Consider the following 18,015-nt stretch of genomic DNA (forward strand, 5'->3'; position numbering starts at 1 on the left):
CCGGTACGGCCCGAAAACCACCACACGGCCTCCGGAGGATCAACGATCACTCGCGGATCCACGGGAAGCACGGGAAGCGATGTCTGTCACGGTAGATGGGGACAATTCAGGATCGGTTCCTGAACGGGGACGCACACGCTGGATTCCCCGGGGACCACAGCCCGAAAAGGTACCCGCACTCGTCGGAACGGCCTGCACCCTGATCGGTCTCATCGACATCGTCGCGGGGGTCTTCCCCCGCTTCCGGGCCAGCCGGATGCACGCTGTCGCCGAGGTCCTCCCCGGCACCCTCGGACCGCTCTCCGCGGCCCTCTCCCTCAGTGCCGGAGTCCTGCTCCTCCTCCTCGCCCACGGTCTCAAGCGCAACAAGCGCCGCGCCTGGCGCGCCGCCGTGGTCCTGCTGCCGCTCGGCGCCGCCGCGCAGTTCGCCTGGCGCCACTCCGTGACCGGCGTCGTCCTGTCGCTCGCGCTCCTGGCCCTGCTGGTACGCCACCGCGACCAGTTCGCCGCCCTGCCCGACCCGCGCAGCCGCTGGCGCGCACTCGCCAACTTCGTCCTCATGGGCGCCGGCTCCCTCGTCCTCGGGCTCGTCATCGTCAGCGCCCACCCGCGCCGGGTCGTCGGCAGCCCCAGCCTCACCGACCGCCTCGAACACGTCCTCTACGGCCTGTTCGGCTTCGAGGGCCCGGTCTCCTACACCGGCAACACCGACTGGACCGTCGGCTACTCGCTGGGCGCCCTCGGCATGCTGACCGCCCTCACCACCGCGTACCTCGCCTTCCGCCCCGAGCACCCCGCCGCCCGGCTCACCGAGGACGACGAGACCCGGCTGCGCGCCCTGCTCGAACGGCACGGCGCCCGCGACTCCCTCGGCCACTTCGCGCTCCGCCGCGACAAGGGCGTCGTCTTCTCCCCCAGTGGCAAGGCCGCCGTCTGCTACCGCGTCGTCTCCGGCGTCATGCTCGCCAGCGGCGACCCCATCGGCGACGTCGAGGCATGGCCCGGCGCCATCGAACGCTTCATGGACGAGGCCAAGGCCCACTCCTGGACCCCCGCCGTCATGGGCTGCTCCGAGACCGGCGGCCAGGTCTGGACCCGCGAGACCGGTCTCGACGCCCTCGAACTCGGCGACGAGGCCATCGTCGACGTCGCCGACTTCTCCCTCTCCGGCCGCGCGATGCGCAACGTACGGCAGATGGTCAAGCGCATCGAGCGCAACGGCTACACCACCAAGGTCCGCCGCGTCCGCGACCTCAGCGACGGCGAACTCGCCCGGATCCGGCGCGCCGCCGAGGACTGGCGCGGCACCGACACCGAGCGCGGCTTCTCCATGGCCCTCGGCCGCATCGGCGGCCCCGGCGACGGCGACGCGGTGATAGCGACCGCCCACAAGGACGACTCCGACTCCCCCGGCGATCCCGACCGGCCCGGCGGCACCAGCGGGCCCGGCGCCGCCGCCGACTCCCCGTACGGCGACCTGAAGGCGATCATCCACTTCGTCCCGTGGGGCTCCGACGGCATGTCCCTCGAACTCATGCGCCGCGACCGGTCCGCCGACCCCGGCATGAACGAGCTCCTGATCGTCGCCGCCCTCCAGCAGGCGCCCCGGCTCGGCATCACCCGGATCTCCCTCAACTTCGCCATGTTCCGCGCCGCCCTCGCCCGCGGCGAGAAGATCGGCGCCGGCCCCGTTCTGCGCATGTGGCGCGGACTGCTCGTCTTCCTCTCCCGCTGGTTCCAGATCGAGTCCCTGTACAAGTTCAACGCCAAGTTCCAGCCACGCTGGGAGCCGCGTTTCGTCGTCTACCGCAAGAGCAGCGATCTGCCCCGCATCGGCTTCGCCGCCATGCAGGCCGAAGGCTTCGTGAACCTCTCCCTGCCCATCCCCCGGTTCCTCGCCCGCCGCTTCCGCCGCGACGACTCCGGGCCCCGCGCCCACCGCACCCCGGGCCCCGCCGAACAGGAGATCCGCGCAGCCTGAAACGCGGCCGGAAACCACCCCCTACGCTGGAAGCATGAGTACGAAGATCGACCGGGGCACGGTGCCCGGCCTGCCGGAGTGGGACCGCTGCGCGGTCATGGGCGTCGTCAACGTGACCCCCGATTCCTTCTCCGACGGCGGACGCTGGTTCGACACCACCGCAGCCGTCAAGCACGGCCTCGACCTCGTCGCCCAGGGCGCCGACCTCGTCGACGTCGGCGGCGAGTCCACCCGCCCCGGCGCGCCCCGCGTCGACGAGGACGAGGAACTGCGCCGGGTCCTGCCCGTCGTCCGCGGCCTCGCCGCCGAGGGCGTCACCGTCTCCGTCGACACCATGCGCGCCACCGTCGCCGCCCAGGCCGTGGCCGCGGGCGCCGCCCTCGTCAACGACGTCAGCGGCGGCCTCGCGGACCCCGGCATGGTGCCCGCCGTCGCCGCCGCCGAGGTCCCCTTCGTCGTCATGCACTGGCGCGGCTTCAGCGACACCATGAACAGCCGGGCCGTGTACGAGGACGTCGTCGGCGAGGTCGTCGCCGAGATCCGCACCCGCATGGAGGCCGTCGTCGACGGCGGCATCGCCCCCGAGCGGCTCGTCGTCGACCCCGGCCTCGGCTTCGCCAAGCTGGCCCCGCACGACCTCGCGCTCGTCGCGCACCTCCCCGAGCTGCGCGCCCTCGGCCGGCCCCTGCTCGTCGCCGCCTCGCGCAAGCGGTTCCTCGGCCATGTCCTCACCACCCACGAGGGCGCCGCCCCGCCGCCCGCGCGCGAGCGCGACGCCGCGACCGCCGCCGTCTCCGCCCTGGCCGCCCACGAGGGCGCCTGGGCCGTCCGGGTCCACGAGGTACGGGCCACCGCCGACGCCGTACGGGTCGCCAGAGCCGTCGAAGGAGCCCGATGACCGGCGGGCGCGACGAGGAACGGGACGGCGCCTGGGGCGACGGCCGGGCCGCGGGCCGAGCGGCGGACCGGGCGGCGGACCGGGCGGCGAGCCGGGCCGCGGACCGGGCCGCCGTCGAGGCCGCCAACACCGCCTTCTACGAGGCCGTCGAACGCGGCGACTTCGACGCCGTCAGCGACCTCTGGCTCGACGACGGCGCCACCCCCGTCTCCTGCGTCCACCCCGGCTGGCCCGTCCTCAGCGGCCGCGGCGAGGTGCTCCGCTCGTACGCCCTGATCATGGCGAACACGGACTACATCCAGTTCTTCCTCACCGACGTCGAGATCTCCCTCACCGCCGACATCGCCCTGGTCACCTGCACCGAGAACATCCTCAGCGGCGGCCCCGCCGAGGACGGCGCCACGCTCGGCCCGCTCGTCGGACAGCTCGTCGTCGCCACCAACGTCTTCCGCCGGACGCCCGACGGGTGGAAGGTGTGGTCCCACCACGGTTCACCCGTCATGCCGGAGACCGAACCAGGTGAAACAGGCGAAACCGGCAAACACGGCGAGCACGGCGGATCCGGCGACGACCGGGGCCACGGCGGCACCCCCGCCTGAGACCTCCGCCCCGTCCGCCGGCCCGGCCGAAGCTTCCGGCAAGCCGTCCCCGACAAGCCCCCACCCCTTCACAAAAGCGCAGGTCAGAGCCGACGAGCCCGCCCCGGGGGCAGCCAGGACGAGAGCCCCCGGACCGGCCGTCCGACCCCGCAGGTAGATTCGACCGAGGAAACCGGCCGTCCGAACAGGCCGCGTGACCACCGCGAAACCAGACACATACGACAGGTACGACAAGGTACGACAGGCAGGAGTGATTCGCGTGGATCGTGTCGCGCTGCGCGGCCTCAAGGCCCGGGGCCATCACGGCGTCTTCCCCAAGGAGCGCGAGGAGGGCCAGACCTTCATCGTCGACGTCACCCTCTGCCTCGACACGCGCCCTGCGGCCGCCGACGACGACCTGACGAAGACCGTCCACTACGGCATCGTCGCCGAGGAGGTCGTGGCCATCGTCCAGGGCGACCCCGTCGACCTCGTCGAGACACTCGCCGAGCGCATCGCCGAGCAGTGCCTCAAGCACGCCGTGGTCCAGGAGGTCGAGGTCGTGGTCCACAAGCCGGACGCGCCGATCACCGTCCCCTTCGACGACGTGACCGTCACCATCACCCGGAGTCGCGCATGAAGAATCCGCAGAGCGATCCCACCGTGCAGCCCGTCCCGGCCGCCGTCACCGCGGCCGTCGACGCCGCCGACGTCACCCTCTCCAACCCCAAGTGGGCCGTCCTCGCCCTCGGCTCCAACCTCGGCAACCGCCTGGAGACCCTCCAGGGCGCCGTGGACGCGCTGGAGGACACCCCCGGCCTCAGGGTCAAGGCCGTCTCCCCCGTCTACGAGACCGAGCCCTGGGGCGTCGAGCCCGGCACCCAGCCCTCGTACCTCAACGCCGTCGTCCTCGTGAAGACCACCCTGCCCCCGTCCTCCCTGCTGGAGCGGGCCCAGGCCGTCGAAGAGGCCTTCGACCGGGTCCGCGACGAGCGCTGGGGCGCGCGCACCATCGACGTCGACATCGTCGCGTACGCCGACGTCGTCTCCGACGACCCCGTACTCACCCTCCCGCACCCGCGGGCCCACCAGCGCGCCTTCGTCCTCGCGCCCTGGCACGACATCGACCCCGAGGCCCAGGTGCCCGGTCACGGCGCCGTCGCCGACCTGCTCGCCGCCGTCGGCCGCGACGGAGTCGTGGCGCGCGGCGACCTGGAACTGCGGCTGCCCGAGTAGTCGTTAGTCTCGTCGAAGACCCCCGTCCACCCGCCCCGACGAAGGACACCCCCGGTGAAACAACTGCGGCTCAAGGTGCTCGCCGGACTGTTCGTCGCCGCCGGCATCCTCTCCTGGGGCGCCACCCGCCTCTGGGACGCGCTCGGCACGCTCCCCAGCGTGCCGCTCGCCGCGCCCATCGTGCTCGCGGTCATCGCCGTCGTCCTCACCGCCACGGCCCTCTCGCTGCGCACCCGCCTCAAGGCCCAGCGCGAGCGCCGTCCCGGCGCCAAGGGCGTCGAGCCCCTGATGGCCGCCCGCGCGCTCGTCTTCGGCCAGGCGAGCGCCCTGGTCGCCGCCCTCGTCGCCGGCCTCTACGGCGGCGTCGGCGTCTTCCTGCTCGGCTCCCTGGACATCCCCGCCCGCCGCGACCAGGCCCTCTACGCGGGCCTCTCCGTCCTCGCGGGCATCGGCGTCATCGCCGCCGCCCTGTTCCTGGAGCGCGTCTGCAAGCTCCCGGAGGACGACGGCAACGACAGCGACCACGACACCCCGGGCCGCGCCCCGGCCTCCTGACCGGCCGGGCCGCGCGCTCACGACGAAGCCCCTGAGGGCCGACCCGGTCGGGTCGGCCCCAGGGGCTTCGGTACGCGTACGGCTCGGCCCGCTCGGCGAGCGGACCCTCGGCTGTCTAGCGCGCGAGTATCAGCGACATGGCCTCGGCGCGCGTGGTCGCGTCACGCAGCTGCCCGCGCACGGCCGAGGTGGTCGTCTTCGCGCCGGGCTTGCGGACGCCGCGCAGGGTCATGCACATGTGCTCGGCCTCGATGACGACGATCACGCCCCGGGCCTCCAGGATCTCCATCAGCGAGTCGGCGACCTGGGTGGTCAGCCGCTCCTGCACCTGGGGACGGCGCGCGAACACGTCCACCAGCCTGGCCAGCTTCGACAGCCCGGTGATCTTGCCCGACTCCGCCGGGATGTAACCGATGTGCGCCACGCCGTGGAACGGGAGGAGGTGATGCTCACATTGCGACGTCAGTTCGATGTCCTTCACGAGGACCATCTCGTCGTGTCCAAGGTCGAAGGTCGTCGTCAGAACGTCCTCCGGCTTCTGCCAGAGGCCCGCGAACAGCTCCTTGTACGCCCGCGCCACGCGCGCCGGCGTCTCGCGCAGGCCCTCGCGGTCCGGGTCCTCGCCGACCGCGATGAGAAGCTCCCGTACGGCGTTCTCGGCGCGCTTCTCGTCGTACTCGCCGATCGTGCCTTCGCCGGTCGGCGTCACCGGGTCGGTCATGTGTGCCTCGTTCCGTCCGTCTACTGACATGGCGCGAAATAGGCCGCGCCCCCACAGGCTAAAACCTGCGGGGGCGCGGCTTCCATTCCGGGGCCCGGCCGCCGGTCTCCCGGCGGCCGGTTCCGGTCCGGTCAGGCGTCGGGAGTGTCCTCCGGGGACACCTCGATCGTCTTGGTGGTGTCCACCGGCGGCGTCGAGGAGGAGCCGTTGGCGCTGTTGGTCAGGGCCAGCTCCTTCGGCGAGAGCACCGGCGGGCGGGTGGAGGGGGTACGGCGGGCCGAGCCGGTCCACGCCGGACGGGCCGGGCGCTTGATGATCGACTCGAAGATCTCGGCGATCTCCTCCTTGCCCAGGGTCTCCTTCTCCAGGAGGGCCAGGACCAGGTTGTCGAGGACGTCGCGGTTCTCGACCAGGATCTCCCACGCCTCGTTGTGCGCGGTCTCGATGAGCTTCTTGACCTCTTCGTCGACCAGCGCGGCGACCTCTTCCGAGTAGTCGCGCTGGTGCGCCATCTCGCGGCCGAGGAAGGGCTCGGTGTTGTCGCCGCCGAACTTGATGGCGCCGAGCCGCTCGGTCATGCCGTACTGGGTGACCATCGCGCGGGCCGTGGCGGTGGCCTTCTCGATGTCGTTGGCGGCGCCGGTGGTCGGGTCGTGGAAGACCAGTTCCTCGGCGGCGCGCCCGCCCAGCATGTAGGCGAGCTGGTCGAGCATCTCGTTGCGCGTGGTCGAGTACTTGTCCTCGTCGGGCAGGACCATGGTGTAACCCAGGGCCCGGCCGCGGGACAGGATGGTGATCTTGTGGACCGGGTCGGAGTTCGGGGAGGCCGCCGCGACCAGGGCGTGTCCGCCCTCGTGGTACGCGGTGATCTTCTTTTCCTTGTCCGACATGATCCGGGTCCGCTTCTGCGGACCGGCGACCACGCGGTCGATGGCCTCGTCGAGCGACGCGTTGTCGATCAGCTTCTTGTCCGAGCGGGCGGTGAGCAGCGCCGCCTCGTTGAGGACGTTGGACAGATCGGCACCGGTGAAGCCGGGGGTGCGACGGGCGACGGCGCCGAGGTCGACGTCCGGGGCGACCGGCTTGCCCTTCTGGTGGACCTTGAGGATCTCCAGACGGCCCTGCATGTCCGGGCGGTCGACGGCGATCTGGCGGTCGAAGCGGCCGGGGCGCAGGAGGGCGGGGTCGAGGATGTCGGGCCGGTTGGTGGCCGCGATGAGGATGACGCCGCCCTTGACGTCGAAGCCGTCCATCTCGACGAGGAGCTGGTTCAGGGTCTGCTCGCGCTCGTCGTGTCCACCGCCGAGGCCGGCGCCGCGGTGGCGGCCGACCGCGTCGATCTCGTCGACGAAGACGATGGCCGGGGCGTTGGCCTTGGCCTGCTCGAAGAGGTCGCGGACGCGGGAGGCGCCGACACCGACGAACATCTCGACGAAGTCGGAGCCGGAGATCGAGTAGAACGGCACTCCGGCCTCGCCGGCGACGGCGCGGGCGAGGAGGGTCTTACCGGTTCCGGGCGGGCCGTAGAGCAGCACACCCTTGGGGATCTTGGCGCCGACGGCCTGGAACTTGGCCGGCTCCTGGAGGAATTCCTTGATCTCGTGGAGTTCCTCGACCGCCTCATCGGAACCCGCGACGTCCGCGAAGGTCGTCTTGGGGGTGTCCTTGGTGATGAGCTTGGCCTTGGACTTCCCGAAGTTCATGACGCGGGAGCCGCCGCCCTGCATCTGGTTCATCAGGAAGAGGAAGACGACCACGATGAGGACGAAGGGCAGCAGGGAGAGCAGAACGGAGACGAAGGGGGACTGCTTCGTCGGAGAGATGGTGTATCCCTCCTTGAGCTGCCCTGCCTCGAACTTCTCCTGGAGCTTGTCGGCCAGGGTGACACCCTGCGTGCCGATGTAGTTGGCCTGGACCTTGCTGCTCTTGTTGATCTGGACACCGTCGACGAGGTCGATCTTGACGACCTGTTCGTCACCGGTGGTGATCTTTGCGGTTTTGACCTGGTTCTTGTCGATCGCCTGGACGACCTTGCCGGTGTCCACCGTCTTGTAGCCCTCGGACGAGCCGACGACCTGCATCAGCACGACCACGGCGAGGACGGCCAGCACGATCCACATGACCGGCCCACGGAAGTATCGCTTCACGTCCATCCATACGGGGCGTAAGCGGCGCCCCGTCCCTCCTGCCCGTAGGTGAATGCTGTTAGGGAAATGCTGCTGAGAAGAGCTGCGGTGTGAAAAAGCTGTTCTTCGGACGGTACCCCAGCATTGTCACCCGCGACCGCCTTCCCATGCTTCAACGGCGGGAAGGCGGTGCGGGTTCCCCGGGGTTCCGGGGGAGTTACGGGGGACTCAGCCGCCGTAGACGTGCGGGGCGAGCGTGCCGACGAACGGGAGATTCCGGTACTTCTCGGCGTAGTCCAGGCCGTATCCCACGACGAATTCGTTGGGGATGTCGAAGCCGATCCACTTCACGTCGATGTCGACCTTCGCGGCCTCCGGCTTGCGCAGGAGGGTGCAGACCTCGAGGGAGGCCGGCTCGCGCGAGCCGAGGTTCGACAGGAGCCACGACAGGGTCAGACCCGAGTCGATGATGTCCTCGACGATCAGGACGTGGCGGCCCTTGATGTCGGTGTCGAGGTCCTTGAGGATCCGGACGACACCGGAGGACTGGGTGCCGGCTCCGTAGGAGGAGACGGCCATCCAGTCCATGGTGACGGGGGAGGACAGCGTGCGCGCCAGGTCCGCCATCACCATCACGGCGCCCTTGAGGACGCCGACGATGAGCAGGTCCTTGCCCGCGTACTCCGCATCGATCTCCGCGGCCAGCTCGGCCAGCTTCGCGTCGATCTCTTCCTTGGTGATGAGGACCGACTGGAGGTCGGTACCCATGTCCTTCTCGTTCACCCGGGTCACTTTCGTTGCAGCTTGCGACTTTGCTGTCAGCCTTGCCGAATGACCAGTCTGCCACCCTGGCGCAGTGCCTCGACGCGGCCGGGCAGATTGATGGCCCCCTGGCCCCGCCATCCGGTGATCAGCCGGTCGACTTCCTCGATGTGCCGGGCGAAGAGGGAACCGGCGGGGGCGCCCTCGGCGATCACGGCGCGGCGCAGGACGCGGCGGCGTACGGCGGGGGGCAGTCCGGAGAGTTTGGCGCATTCGAGACGGCCCGCTTCGTCGCGTACGTCCGCTTCGGCGTGGGCGGCCCAGGAGTCGAGGGCGTCGGCGTCGTCGCGGGAGAGCTGGGCGGTACGGGCGAGCGCTTCGACGACGCCTTTCCCGAGCGCCTTCTCCAGGGCGGGCAGGCCCTCGTGGCGGAGCCGGGAGCGGGTGTAGGCGGGGTCGGTGTTGTGGGGGTCGTCCCAGATGGCGAGTTCCTGGGCGATGCAAGCCTTGCGGACGGTCTGCCGGTCGAGTTCCAGGAAGGGGCGGCGGTAGCGGCCGGCGACGCCGGAGACGGCGGCCATGCCGGACAGGGAGCGGATCCCGGAGCCGCGGGCGAGGCCGAGGAGGACGGTCTCGGCCTGGTCGTCACGGGTGTGGCCGAGCAGGATGCCGGTGGCGCCGTGGCGTTCGGCGGCGGCGTCGAGAGCGGCGTAGCGGGCGTCGCGGGCGGCGGCCTCGGGGCCGACCCGGCGGGCGGCGCCGCCGGTGTAGACGGCTCCGTGGGCGGCGGCGGTGGATTCGGGGCCGACGGTGACAGCGATGGTCAGGGCCGGGTCGAGGCCGAGTGCGGTCATCCGGTCGGCGACTTCGCGGGCGCGCTGGGCGGAGCCGGGCTGGAGGCCGTGGTCGACGGTGATGCCGCCGGCGCGGACGTCGAGTTTGCGGGCCTCGAAGGCGAGCGCGGAGGCGAGTGCCATGGAGTCGGCGCCGCCGGAGCAGGCGACGAGCACGAGCGGGTGCTCGCCAGGGGACGCGCCGGGGGGAGGGGTGGTCTGGTGCTCGGTGAGAACGTCGTGGAGTACGCGGCGGACCGCCAGGCGTATCGCCGCGACCGCAGGATGGGGACCCATGTCCGGTGCCCTTCGTGATGAGTGTGGGGTGCCTCGGTCGGAGTCTTAACGGCCGGAGGTGGGGGTTCGGTCACTCGCTTCGGTCACTCAGAGTGCGTCGATGGTGACAGAATCCGGTCGTTGCCCGAGCATTGCACGCCTCACCCGCCGTCTACGGTCCCTCGGATGGGTGATTGGCGGGGTGTGCGGGGTACCCCGGTGGCCTGGAGGGCCGTGGGGTGCGTCCCTTCCGCCTTCCGCCTTCCGCCTTCCGGTCCTGGCGTCCGCCGTCCGTTGAGCGCGTCCGTCGGCCGCCGTCCGTTGAACGCCGTCCGCCGCGGGTCCCTCGTCCCGCCGCGTGCGTACGCCGGACTCCGTACTCCCGTGTTCCGTTGCTCCGTACTCCGGTCTACGAGTCTGCCTTACGGTGCACGCGCGTCACCCAGTCGGCGGGCCGGGCGATCTCGGACTTGGTGGGGAGGGTGTTGGGGGAGGTCCAGACGCGGTTGAAGCCGTCCATGCCGACCTGGTCGACGACGGCGCGGACGAAGCGCTCGCCGTCGCGGTACTGGCGGAGTTTGGCGTCGAGGCCGAGGAGCTTGCGCAGGGCGAGGTCGAGGCGGGAGGCGCCGCGGGCGCGGCGCTGCTGGAACTTCTCGCGGATCTCGGCGACGGAGGGCACGACGTCGGGGCCGACGCCGTCCATGACGAAGTCGGCGTGGCCTTCGAGGAGGGACATGACGGCGGTGAGACGGCCGAGGATCTCGCGCTGTTCGGGGGTCTGGACGAGTTCGACGAGGGTGGGGCCGGGCTCGCCCTGTTCGCCCTCGGGGCGGTTGCCGCCGGCGAGGACCTGGGCGGCCTCGCGGAGGCGTTCGACGACGGTGGCGGGGTCGACGTCGGTGGCGGCGAGGAAGGCCTGGATCTCGCCCTGGAGGTGGTCGCGCAGCCAGGGGACGGCGGTGAACTGGGTGCGGTGGGTCTCCTCGTGGAGACAGACCCAGAGGCGGAAGTCGCGGGGGGCGACCTCCAGCTCGCGTTCGACGTGGACGATGTTGGGCGCGACGAGCAGCAGCCGGCCGCCGCCGCCCGCGGCGGCGGGCAGATCGCGGGTGGCGGGGGCGAAGGTCTCGTACTGGCCGAGGATGCGGGAGGCCAGGAAGGACAGCAGCATGCCGAGTTCTACACCGGTCACCTTGCCGCCGACGGCGCTGAGGACGGCGCCGCCGGGGGTGGTGGAGCGCCGTTCGCGCATCTTGTCGAGGAGCGGGGTGAGGAGTTCGCGGAAACCGGCGACGTTGGCCTTGACCCAGCCGGCCCGGTCGACGACGAGGACGGGGGTGTCGGCGTAGTCGCCCGGGTCCCGGCCCTCGGGGAACATCCGGGTGTAGGCGCGGACGTGTTCCTCGGCGGCCTTCGCGTGCTCGCGGAGCTCGGCGACGACACGGCGGGCCTCGTCGCGGCCGACTTCCGGGCCGGGCCGGACCAGGCGGGTCGCCGTCGCGACGGCGAGGTTCCAGTCGACCATCCCCGATGTGCCTGCACCACCGATGCTCGTCATGCGTCAACGGTACGTTCTCGGCGCGTATTCGGTGAGGGTTCGGGCGCCGGTTCGGGGACGGTTCCGGGACGGGCGGGCCACGGGCTCGGGGGTGTCCCGGGGTGGGGATCAGGGTTCGTTCGGGGGCGGGTCGGGGGTCGCCGGGCGCCGGGGCGGGGAAGGGTCCTTCCGGGTGCCCCGCATCCGGCCGGGCCGGGCCGGATGCGGGGCCGGTGCGGGGTCAGTGCGGGGTCAGTGCGGCTGCTGCTTCTTGCCGGGCCCGGTGGTCCCGGCGGGCCCCGCGGCGGCTCCGACGGGCCGGGTCAGGGCGGCGGCGAGCCGGTCGAGGGCGGACTGGGCGGCGTCGGGCGCGCTGGTCCTGCCGGTGAGGAAGGCGAAGGCGAGGAGGCGGCCGTCGGCGGTGACGACGGTGCCGGCGAGGGTGTTCACGCCGGTGAGGGTGCCGGTCTTGGCGTGGACGAGGCCCGCGCCCTCGGCGGCGGAGCCGGCGGTGGCGTCGAAGCGTCCGGCGAGGGTGCCGCTGAAGCCGCCGACGGGCAGTCCGGTGAGGACGGTCCGCAGAGTGGGGCGGGCCGGGTCGGCCGCCCGGGTGAGGACGCCGGTGAGCAGGGCGCCGGTGACCCGGTCGGCGCGGTCGAGTCCGCTGCCGTCCGCGAAGCGGGTGCCGGCCAGCGGGAGGCCGAGGCGGCCGAGTTCGTCGTGGACGGCCTGCTGCGCCCCGGCGAAGCTCGCAGGCCGGTGGTGGGCGAGGGCGGTCTGCCGGGCGAGGGCTTCGGCGAGGTCGTTGTCGCTGTGGGTGAGGGTGCGTTCGACGAGGTCGTCGAGGCTCGCGGAGTCGGTACGGGCGAGCGGGCGGGCGCCCTTGGGGGCCTTCGCGGGCCGGGGGTCGCCCTGGACGGTGAGGCCGGCTTCCTCCAGGAGGCCGGCGAAGGCGGTGGCGGTGTCGCCTGCCGGATCGGCGCTGCGCGGCGCGGGGCCGTGGTGGCTGTGGTCGAGCCGGCCCTCGTCGGTCATGAGGGCGGTGACCGGGGAGATGTTCTCGTTCGGCCCGATGGGGTGCAGGACGGGGCCCTGGTAGAGGCTGGTGTCGTAGGCGAGGCGTACGGACTCGGGGGCCTCGGCACCCGCCGTACCGGAGGCTGTCGTTCCGGAGGCCGGGGCGCCGTTGCCTGAGGCGCCGGAGGTCCGGGCGCCGGAGGCCTTCACGGCGCGGGCCGTGGCCTCGGCGAGGGCCTTGAGCCGGGTGCGGTCGAGCGTGGGGTCGCCGCCGCCGACGAGGGTGACGGTGCGTCCGTCGGGGCTGGCGACCGTGGTGGTGGCGATGCGGTGCCGGGGGCCGAGGGCGGACAGCGCGGCGGCCGTGGTGGCGATCTTGATCGTGGACGCGGGCGTCATCGGAGTGCTCGCGCCCTCGCCGTACAGCCGCTTGCCGGTGGTGGCGTCGACGACGGTCGCGGTGCGCAGCGGCCCGAGGCCGGGATCGGCGAGCAGGGGGGTGAGCGCGGCGGCGAGGGCGGCGGGGTCGTCGCCCGGCCGGGTGATCGTCGAGGAGGGGGCGTTGCCGTGGCTGCCGGGCCCGCCGGTGGTGCCGAGGGCGCCGAGCACGGCGGGTGCGCTGGGAGCGGGCGCGGGCCGGTGCGGGTCGGCGGCGGCCCGGTCGCCAAAGTGATGTGCGCCACCTCGGACACCGCCGGTGACCGCGCGGTCCCGCTCGGCCTTACGCTGACCGGAGTCCCACGGGCCGGAAGCGGTGACGGCGCCCACGGCCAAGGCCAGGCCGAGCGCGGCGGAACCCGCCACGACCTGCCAGGTTCTCGAATCCGGCATGTGGCGACCAGCCCCTTTCGCGATCAGGTGCATGTGTGAGAGACACTTAATCACCGCGCGTCGTCGCGAGCATTGACATGTGTTGATTCAGGAGGAGATCCACCCGTGGAGTTCGACGTCACCATCGAGATCCCGAAGGGGTCGCGGAACAAGTACGAGGTCGACCACGAGACCGGTCGGATCCGCCTGGACCGCCGCCTCTTCACGTCGACCGCCTACCCGGCGGACTACGGCTTCGTCGAGAACACCCTCGGTGAGGACGGCGACCCGCTGGACGCGCTGGTCATCCTGGACGAGCCGACCTTCCCGGGCTGCCTCGTGAAGTGCCGCGCCATCGGCATGTTCCGCATGACGGACGAGGCCGGCGGCGACGACAAGCTGCTGGTCGTCCCGGCGACGGACCCGCGCATGGAGCACCTGCGCGACATCCACCACGTGCCGGAGTTCGACCGCCTCGAGATCCAGCACTTCTTCGAGGTCTACAAGGACCTGGAGCCGGGCAAGTCCGTCGAGGGCGCCGACTGGGTCGGCCGCGTCGAGGCCGAGGCCGAGATCGTGAAGTCCTACGAGCGCTTCAAGGAGCAGGGCGGCCACTGACGGTCCCCCGGCTCATCGCGAAGGGCGGCGCACCTGCTGAGGTGCGCCGCCCTTCGCGCGTACATACTGGGCATCAGCCGAACCGGAATGGGATCCGGCGGTACGGGTACCAGGCCAAAATGAGGGCGGACAGAGTGGTGGCGGAACCGGAGGGGCCCGACGAGGCGCCGGAGGACCGGAAGCCGCAATCGGACGAGGCGCGCAGCGCGTTCGTTCCCCCGGTCGGGGTGGAGACACCGGAACCGGTGGAGGACGAGCAGCATCCGACGTCCGAATTCGCGCTGCCGAGCGGTTTCGCGCCGGAGCCCGCGCCGTCCGCGCCGGAGCAGGAAGGTTCCGCCTTCGCGAAACCGTCGACCTATTCGACGAAGTCCTCTCCGCCCGCCTTCACTCCCGCGTACGGCATACCGCTGGTGCGGATGTCGGAGGACGCGCCCTGGCAGGACCGGATGCGGACCATGCTGCGGCTGCCGCTGGCCGACCGGCCGGTGCCGGAGACGGTGCACGCGGAGGACGAGGCGGGGCCGTCGGTCGCCCGCGTCTTCGACCTGACGCTGCGTATCGGCGAGCTGCTGCTCGCGGGCGGCGAGGGCGCGGAGGACGTCGAGGCGGCGATGTTCGCGATCTGCCGCTCGTACGGGCTCGACCGCTGCGAGCCGACGGTGACGTTCACGCTCCTGTCGATCACCCATCAGCCGTCGCTGGTGGACGACCCGGTGACCGCGAACCGCACGGTGCGGCGCCGGGGCACCGACTACACCCGGCTCGCGGCGGTGTACCTGCTGCTCGCCGACATCGCCGACCCGGACCACGACGTACCGCCGGAGGAGGCGTACCGGCGGCTCGCGGAGATCCGCCGCAACCGGCACCCGTACCCCGGCTGGGTGCTCACGGCCGCGGCCGGAGTACTGGCGGGCGCGGCGTCGGTGCTGCTCGGCGGTGGTCCGACGGTGTTCTTCGTGGCGGCGCTCGGCGCGATGCTCGGCGACCGGCTGGCGTGGCTGTGCGCGGGTCAGGGGCTGCCGGAGTTCTACCAGTTCCTCGTCGCGGCCATGCCGCCGGCGGCGATGGGGGTGGCCCTGACGGTGCTGCACGCCGATCTGCGGCCGTCGGCGGTGATCACCGGTGGACTGTTCGCGCTGATCCCGGGGCGGGCGCTGGTCGCGGCCGTCCAGGACGGTCTGACCGGCTTCTACATCACGGCCTCGGCCCGGCTCCTCGAAGTCGGGTACTTCTTCGTCGCGATCGTGGTGGGCGTGCTGTCGGTGCTGTACCTGGCGGTGCAGATCGGGGCGCCGCTGAACCCGGAGGGCGTGCTGCGGCCGGTGGAGCGGCCGGTGGTGCAGATCCTGGCGTCGATGGTGCTGTGCGCGACCTTCGCCATCCTGTTGCAGCAGTCGCGGGCGACGGTGCTGTTCGCGACGCTGAACGGCGGGGTCGCCTGGGTGATCTACGCGTCGATAGCGGTGACGGCGGGCGGGTCCGCGGTCGTGGCGACGGCGGTGGCGGCCGGTCTGGTCGGTCTGTTCGGCCAGCTGATCGCCCGCTACCACCACACCTCGTCGCTGCCGTACGTGACGGCGGCGATCGGTCCGCTGCTGCCCGGTTCGGCGACGTACTTCGGTGTCCTCGCGATAGCCCAGAACAACCTGGACGCAGGCTTCACCTCGCTGGCAAAGGCGGCGGCGCTGGCGCTGGCGATCGCCATCGGGGTGAACCTCGGAAGCGAACTGGCCCGCATGTTCATGCAGGCGCCGGGCGCGGCGGCGGCCCGCCGGGCGGCGAAGCGGACCCGAGGCTTCTGACCTCGGACGCGACGCGATACGGCGGTGGCCCGGCACCCCTCGTGGGGTGCCGGGCCACTGTCGTGTCGCGTTGTGTGTTGCGTCGTGTTTGTGTCGCGTCGCGTCGTGTCCGGGGACTGTCCGCGGGTGCGGGGCCGGTCTCTCAGCGCTTGGCGTGGCGGCCGTGCTCCTGCGGCGGGTTCTGGGGGCCGTCGGTGCCGTGGGTGCCGTGGGTGCCGTACGTCCCCTGGTCTCCGTACGTGCCGTGAGCGTCGTATGTGCCCTGGCTGCCGTAGGTGCCCTGATCGCCGTACGTGCCGTGGTTGCCGTAGGTGCCCTGGTCGCCGTAGGCACCGTGGGCGTCGTACGTGCCCTGGCTGCCGTAGGTGCCCTGATCGCCGTACGTGCCGTGGTTGCCGTAGGCGTCGTAGGCACCATGGGTGCCCTGGTCTCCGTACGTGCCCTGGTTGCCGTAGGCGTCGTAGGCACCATGGGCGCCCTGGTCGCCGTACGTGCCCTGGTCACCGTGGGTGTCGTGGGTGTCGGGGGCGTCGGGCGTCTGCGGCGCGGGGTTCTTCTTGGCCTGGGCGCGGGCGCGCAGGACCTCGATGGCGACCGGGACGACGGAGATCAGCACGATCCCGACGAGGATCAGCTCGATGTGCTTGTTGACGAACTCGATCTTGCCGAGCGCCGAGCCGAGCAGCGTCACGCCGGCGCCCCACAGCAGACCGCCGATGAGGTTGAAGACGATGAAGGAGCGGTAGTTCATCCGGCTGACGCCGGCGATGATCGGCGTGAAGGTGCGGACGATCGGCACGAAGCGGGCCAGGATCAGCGACTTCGGGCCGTGCTTCTCGAAGAACTCGTGCGCCTTCTCGACGTTCTCCTGCTTGAACAGCTTGGAGTCGGGGCGCTTGAAGAGGGACGGGCCGACCTTGCGGCCGAAGAGATAGCCGACCTGGTCGCCGAGTACGGCCGCCGCGACCACCATCGCGCACACCGCCCACAGCGGGGTGTCCAGCTTGTTCGTGGTGACGAGCAGGCCGGTGGTGAAGAGCAGCGAGTCACCGGGCAGGAAGAAGCCGATGAGCAGTCCCGACTCGGCGAAGACGATGACGAGGACGCCGATCAGGCCGAAGGTCTGGATCAGATAGTCCGGGTCCAGCCAGCTCGGTCCGAGGGCAAGCGTGTTCACGGGTTCCGGACTCCTGCGGTCGGTGGGGGCGGGGGTGGGCGCGGGGCCTGCGCCGGATTGTCGTACAGACGGCCCCATCCACGCTATCAACGCGAAGTGAACACCCTCGGTTCCAGCGGTCGGCGCCCGGGGGCCCGAAGATCGGCGCGGGGTGGGGGCGGGCGCCGGCGCGGGGGCCGGGTGCGGGGCAAGGGCCGGAAAGGGTAGATCCGGCGGGCGATCCGGGGTGCCTCAGGGGGGACTCAGGGACGTATGGGGGCTTTCCCGGATGCGTACGATCTTGGCGAAAGCCAAGCTTGAAGCAGGAAAAGCAGGGGCCAGGAGGTACATACGCATGGGCATCGAGGAGTACGGCGGCGGTCAGACGTCCCAGTCGGACGTGCTGGTGGTGACCACCAACGACGTGCCGGGGTACGAGGTCAAGCAGGTCATCGGCGAGGTCTTCGGGCTGACCGTCCGCTCGCGGCACATCGGCAGCCAGATCGGCGCCGGGCTGAAGTCGCTGGTCGGCGGCGAGCTGAAGGGTCTGACGAAGACCCTGGTGGAGACCCGCAACCAGGCGATGGAAAGACTCGTGGAACAGGCGCGGGCGCGCGGCGCGAACGCGGTCCTGATGTTCCGCTTCGACGTCACGGAGGCCGCCGACGTCGGCACGGAGGTGTGCGCCTACGGCACGGCCGTGGTGATCGCGCCGCGCGCCTGATCCGTCCGAACAGAGTCGGGCCGGGGACCGCGCGGGGTCCCCTCGGACTCGGGATGGGGCGGGTCCAGGGGGCCGCTCGGACTCAGGGCGGGGCGGGCGAAGCCGGAGGTCCGCATCGGGGCCGCGTCGGGTCCGCGCCCCGGCGGGCGATGGGCCCGTCCGGGGGCCCGGCCCGGCAGCTGTCCACGGCGCCACTCCGGGCCGCCCGGCGGCGCGGGTGGGTCGGAGTGGCGCGCGTTGGACGGGACCGTGGCGCCCCGACGCTCGCGGTGTTGTGGGGGGGGGGGGCCCCCCCACCCCCCCCCCACGGCGGGGGGGGCGGAGCGCGCCCCCCGCCGGCACCGCCCCCCCGCGCCCCCCCCCACCAAAACCCCCCCCC

16 protein-coding genes are annotated in these 18,015 nt (G+C 71.9%); 9 read left to right on the forward strand and 7 right to left on the reverse strand.

From position 1 onward, the window contains the following. Positions 1-79 precede the first annotated feature (79 nt). From ABZ990_RS21540 to ABZ990_RS21565, 6 genes are all read left to right on the forward strand, one after another. The gene (locus ABZ990_RS21540) at positions 80-1,981 is read left to right on the forward strand and encodes a phosphatidylglycerol lysyltransferase domain-containing protein (protein ID WP_361233752.1); all 1,902 of its coding nucleotides are present in this window, start codon (positions 80-82) and stop codon (positions 1,979-1,981) included. Positions 1,982-2,015: 34 nt separating this feature from the next. Further along, a complete protein-coding gene (folP, locus tag ABZ990_RS21545) occupies positions 2,016-2,879 on the forward strand; it encodes a dihydropteroate synthase (RefSeq protein ID WP_361233755.1) in 864 nt (287 codons plus the stop codon). Then, positions 2,876-3,478 (forward strand): nuclear transport factor 2 family protein, encoded by a 603-nt coding sequence (locus ABZ990_RS21550; RefSeq protein WP_361233758.1) that lies wholly within the window; start codon positions 2,876-2,878, stop codon positions 3,476-3,478. Before folP ends, ABZ990_RS21550 begins: the two co-directional genes overlap by 4 nt. Before the next feature lie 250 nt (positions 3,479-3,728). Beyond that, a complete protein-coding gene (gene folB / locus ABZ990_RS21555) occupies positions 3,729-4,097 on the forward strand; it encodes a dihydroneopterin aldolase (RefSeq protein WP_361233760.1) in 369 nt (122 codons plus the stop codon). Then, on the forward strand, positions 4,094-4,693 hold the full coding sequence (gene folK / locus ABZ990_RS21560; protein ID WP_361233762.1) for a 2-amino-4-hydroxy-6-hydroxymethyldihydropteridine diphosphokinase: 600 nt from the start codon (positions 4,094-4,096) through the stop codon (positions 4,691-4,693). The genes folB and folK overlap by 4 nt, the downstream gene beginning before the upstream one ends. A gap of 54 nt (positions 4,694-4,747) precedes the next feature. Then, the gene (locus ABZ990_RS21565; RefSeq protein ID WP_361233765.1) at positions 4,748-5,248 is read left to right on the forward strand and encodes a DUF3180 domain-containing protein; all 501 of its coding nucleotides are present in this window, start codon (positions 4,748-4,750) and stop codon (positions 5,246-5,248) included. Between the two features lie 115 nt (positions 5,249-5,363). On the opposite strand, the gene folE is transcribed toward ABZ990_RS21565, so the two are convergent. From folE to dacB, 6 genes are all read right to left on the reverse strand, one after another. Continuing rightward, entirely contained in the window at positions 5,364-5,969 is a 606-nt protein-coding gene (gene folE / locus ABZ990_RS21570; RefSeq protein WP_361233768.1) for a GTP cyclohydrolase I FolE, read from the reverse strand. 131 nt (positions 5,970-6,100) lie between these two features. Beyond that, complete coding sequence (gene ftsH, locus ABZ990_RS21575) at positions 6,101-8,122, reverse strand: ATP-dependent zinc metalloprotease FtsH (RefSeq protein WP_361233771.1); 2,022 nt, start codon at positions 8,120-8,122, stop codon at positions 6,101-6,103. Between the two features lie 201 nt (positions 8,123-8,323). Beyond that, a complete protein-coding gene (hpt, locus tag ABZ990_RS21580) occupies positions 8,324-8,863 on the reverse strand; it encodes a hypoxanthine phosphoribosyltransferase (protein WP_361233823.1) in 540 nt (179 codons plus the stop codon). Positions 8,864-8,913: 50 nt separating this feature from the next. Further along, entirely contained in the window at positions 8,914-9,987 is a 1,074-nt protein-coding gene (tilS, locus tag ABZ990_RS21585; protein WP_361233774.1) for a tRNA lysidine(34) synthetase TilS, read from the reverse strand. Between the two features lie 388 nt (positions 9,988-10,375). After that, on the reverse strand, positions 10,376-11,527 hold the full coding sequence (locus ABZ990_RS21590; protein ID WP_361233777.1) for a zinc-dependent metalloprotease: 1,152 nt from the start codon (positions 11,525-11,527) through the stop codon (positions 10,376-10,378). Between the two features lie 231 nt (positions 11,528-11,758). Continuing rightward, positions 11,759-13,354 (reverse strand): D-alanyl-D-alanine carboxypeptidase/D-alanyl-D-alanine-endopeptidase, encoded by a 1,596-nt coding sequence (dacB, locus tag ABZ990_RS21595; protein ID WP_361233780.1) that lies wholly within the window; start codon positions 13,352-13,354, stop codon positions 11,759-11,761. Between the two features lie 105 nt (positions 13,355-13,459). Between dacB and ABZ990_RS21600 the strand changes: the two genes are divergently transcribed. Together ABZ990_RS21600 and ABZ990_RS21605 are read left to right on the forward strand one after the other, a co-directional pair. Next, positions 13,460-13,951: an inorganic diphosphatase gene (locus tag ABZ990_RS21600; protein WP_361233783.1), complete on the forward strand. Its 492-nt coding sequence runs from the start codon at positions 13,460-13,462 to the stop codon at positions 13,949-13,951. A gap of 119 nt (positions 13,952-14,070) precedes the next feature. After that, positions 14,071-15,756, forward strand: a complete 1,686-nt coding sequence (locus ABZ990_RS21605; RefSeq protein ID WP_361233786.1) for a threonine/serine exporter family protein — start codon at positions 14,071-14,073, stop codon at positions 15,754-15,756. A gap of 142 nt (positions 15,757-15,898) precedes the next feature. On the opposite strand, the gene ABZ990_RS21610 is transcribed toward ABZ990_RS21605, so the two are convergent. Then, the gene (locus ABZ990_RS21610) at positions 15,899-16,933 is read right to left on the reverse strand and encodes a VTT domain-containing protein (RefSeq protein ID WP_361233790.1); all 1,035 of its coding nucleotides are present in this window, start codon (positions 16,931-16,933) and stop codon (positions 15,899-15,901) included. Between the two features lie 334 nt (positions 16,934-17,267). On the opposite strand from ABZ990_RS21610, the gene ABZ990_RS21615 reads away from it, so the two are divergent. After that, entirely contained in the window at positions 17,268-17,636 is a 369-nt protein-coding gene (locus tag ABZ990_RS21615; protein WP_361233793.1) for a YbjQ family protein, read from the forward strand. The last annotated feature ends 379 nt before the right edge of the window (positions 17,637-18,015 follow it).

The organism is Streptomyces sp. NPDC046203, from assembly GCF_040646255.1.
GTDB lineage: Bacteria > Actinomycetota > Actinomycetes > Streptomycetales > Streptomycetaceae > Streptomyces.

Bases quoted from the DNA above. Each gene is read 5' to 3' on its own strand.
- ABZ990_RS21540 (WP_361233752.1), top strand. From the start codon at position 80: ATGTCTGTCACGGTAGATGGGGACAATTCAGGATCGGTTCCTGAACGG.
- folP (WP_361233755.1), top strand. From the start codon at position 2,016: ATGAGTACGAAGATCGACCGGGGCACGGTGCCCGGCCTGCCGGAGTGG.
- ABZ990_RS21550 (WP_361233758.1), top strand. From the start codon at position 2,876: ATGACCGGCGGGCGCGACGAGGAACGGGACGGCGCCTGGGGCGACGGC.
- folK (WP_361233762.1), top strand. From the start codon at position 4,094: ATGAAGAATCCGCAGAGCGATCCCACCGTGCAGCCCGTCCCGGCCGCC.
- folE (WP_361233768.1), bottom strand. From the start codon at position 5,969: ATGACCGACCCGGTGACGCCGACCGGCGAAGGCACGATCGGCGAGTAC.
- ftsH (WP_361233771.1), bottom strand. From the start codon at position 8,122: ATGGACGTGAAGCGATACTTCCGTGGGCCGGTCATGTGGATCGTGCTG.
- hpt (WP_361233823.1), bottom strand. From the start codon at position 8,863: ATGGGTACCGACCTCCAGTCGGTCCTCATCACCAAGGAAGAGATCGAC.
- tilS (WP_361233774.1), bottom strand. From the start codon at position 9,987: ATGGGTCCCCATCCTGCGGTCGCGGCGATACGCCTGGCGGTCCGCCGC.
- ABZ990_RS21590 (WP_361233777.1), bottom strand. From the start codon at position 11,527: ATGACGAGCATCGGTGGTGCAGGCACATCGGGGATGGTCGACTGGAAC.
- dacB (WP_361233780.1), bottom strand. From the start codon at position 13,354: ATGCCGGATTCGAGAACCTGGCAGGTCGTGGCGGGTTCCGCCGCGCTC.
- ABZ990_RS21605 (WP_361233786.1), top strand. From the start codon at position 14,071: ATGAGGGCGGACAGAGTGGTGGCGGAACCGGAGGGGCCCGACGAGGCG.
- ABZ990_RS21615 (WP_361233793.1), top strand. From the start codon at position 17,268: ATGGGCATCGAGGAGTACGGCGGCGGTCAGACGTCCCAGTCGGACGTG.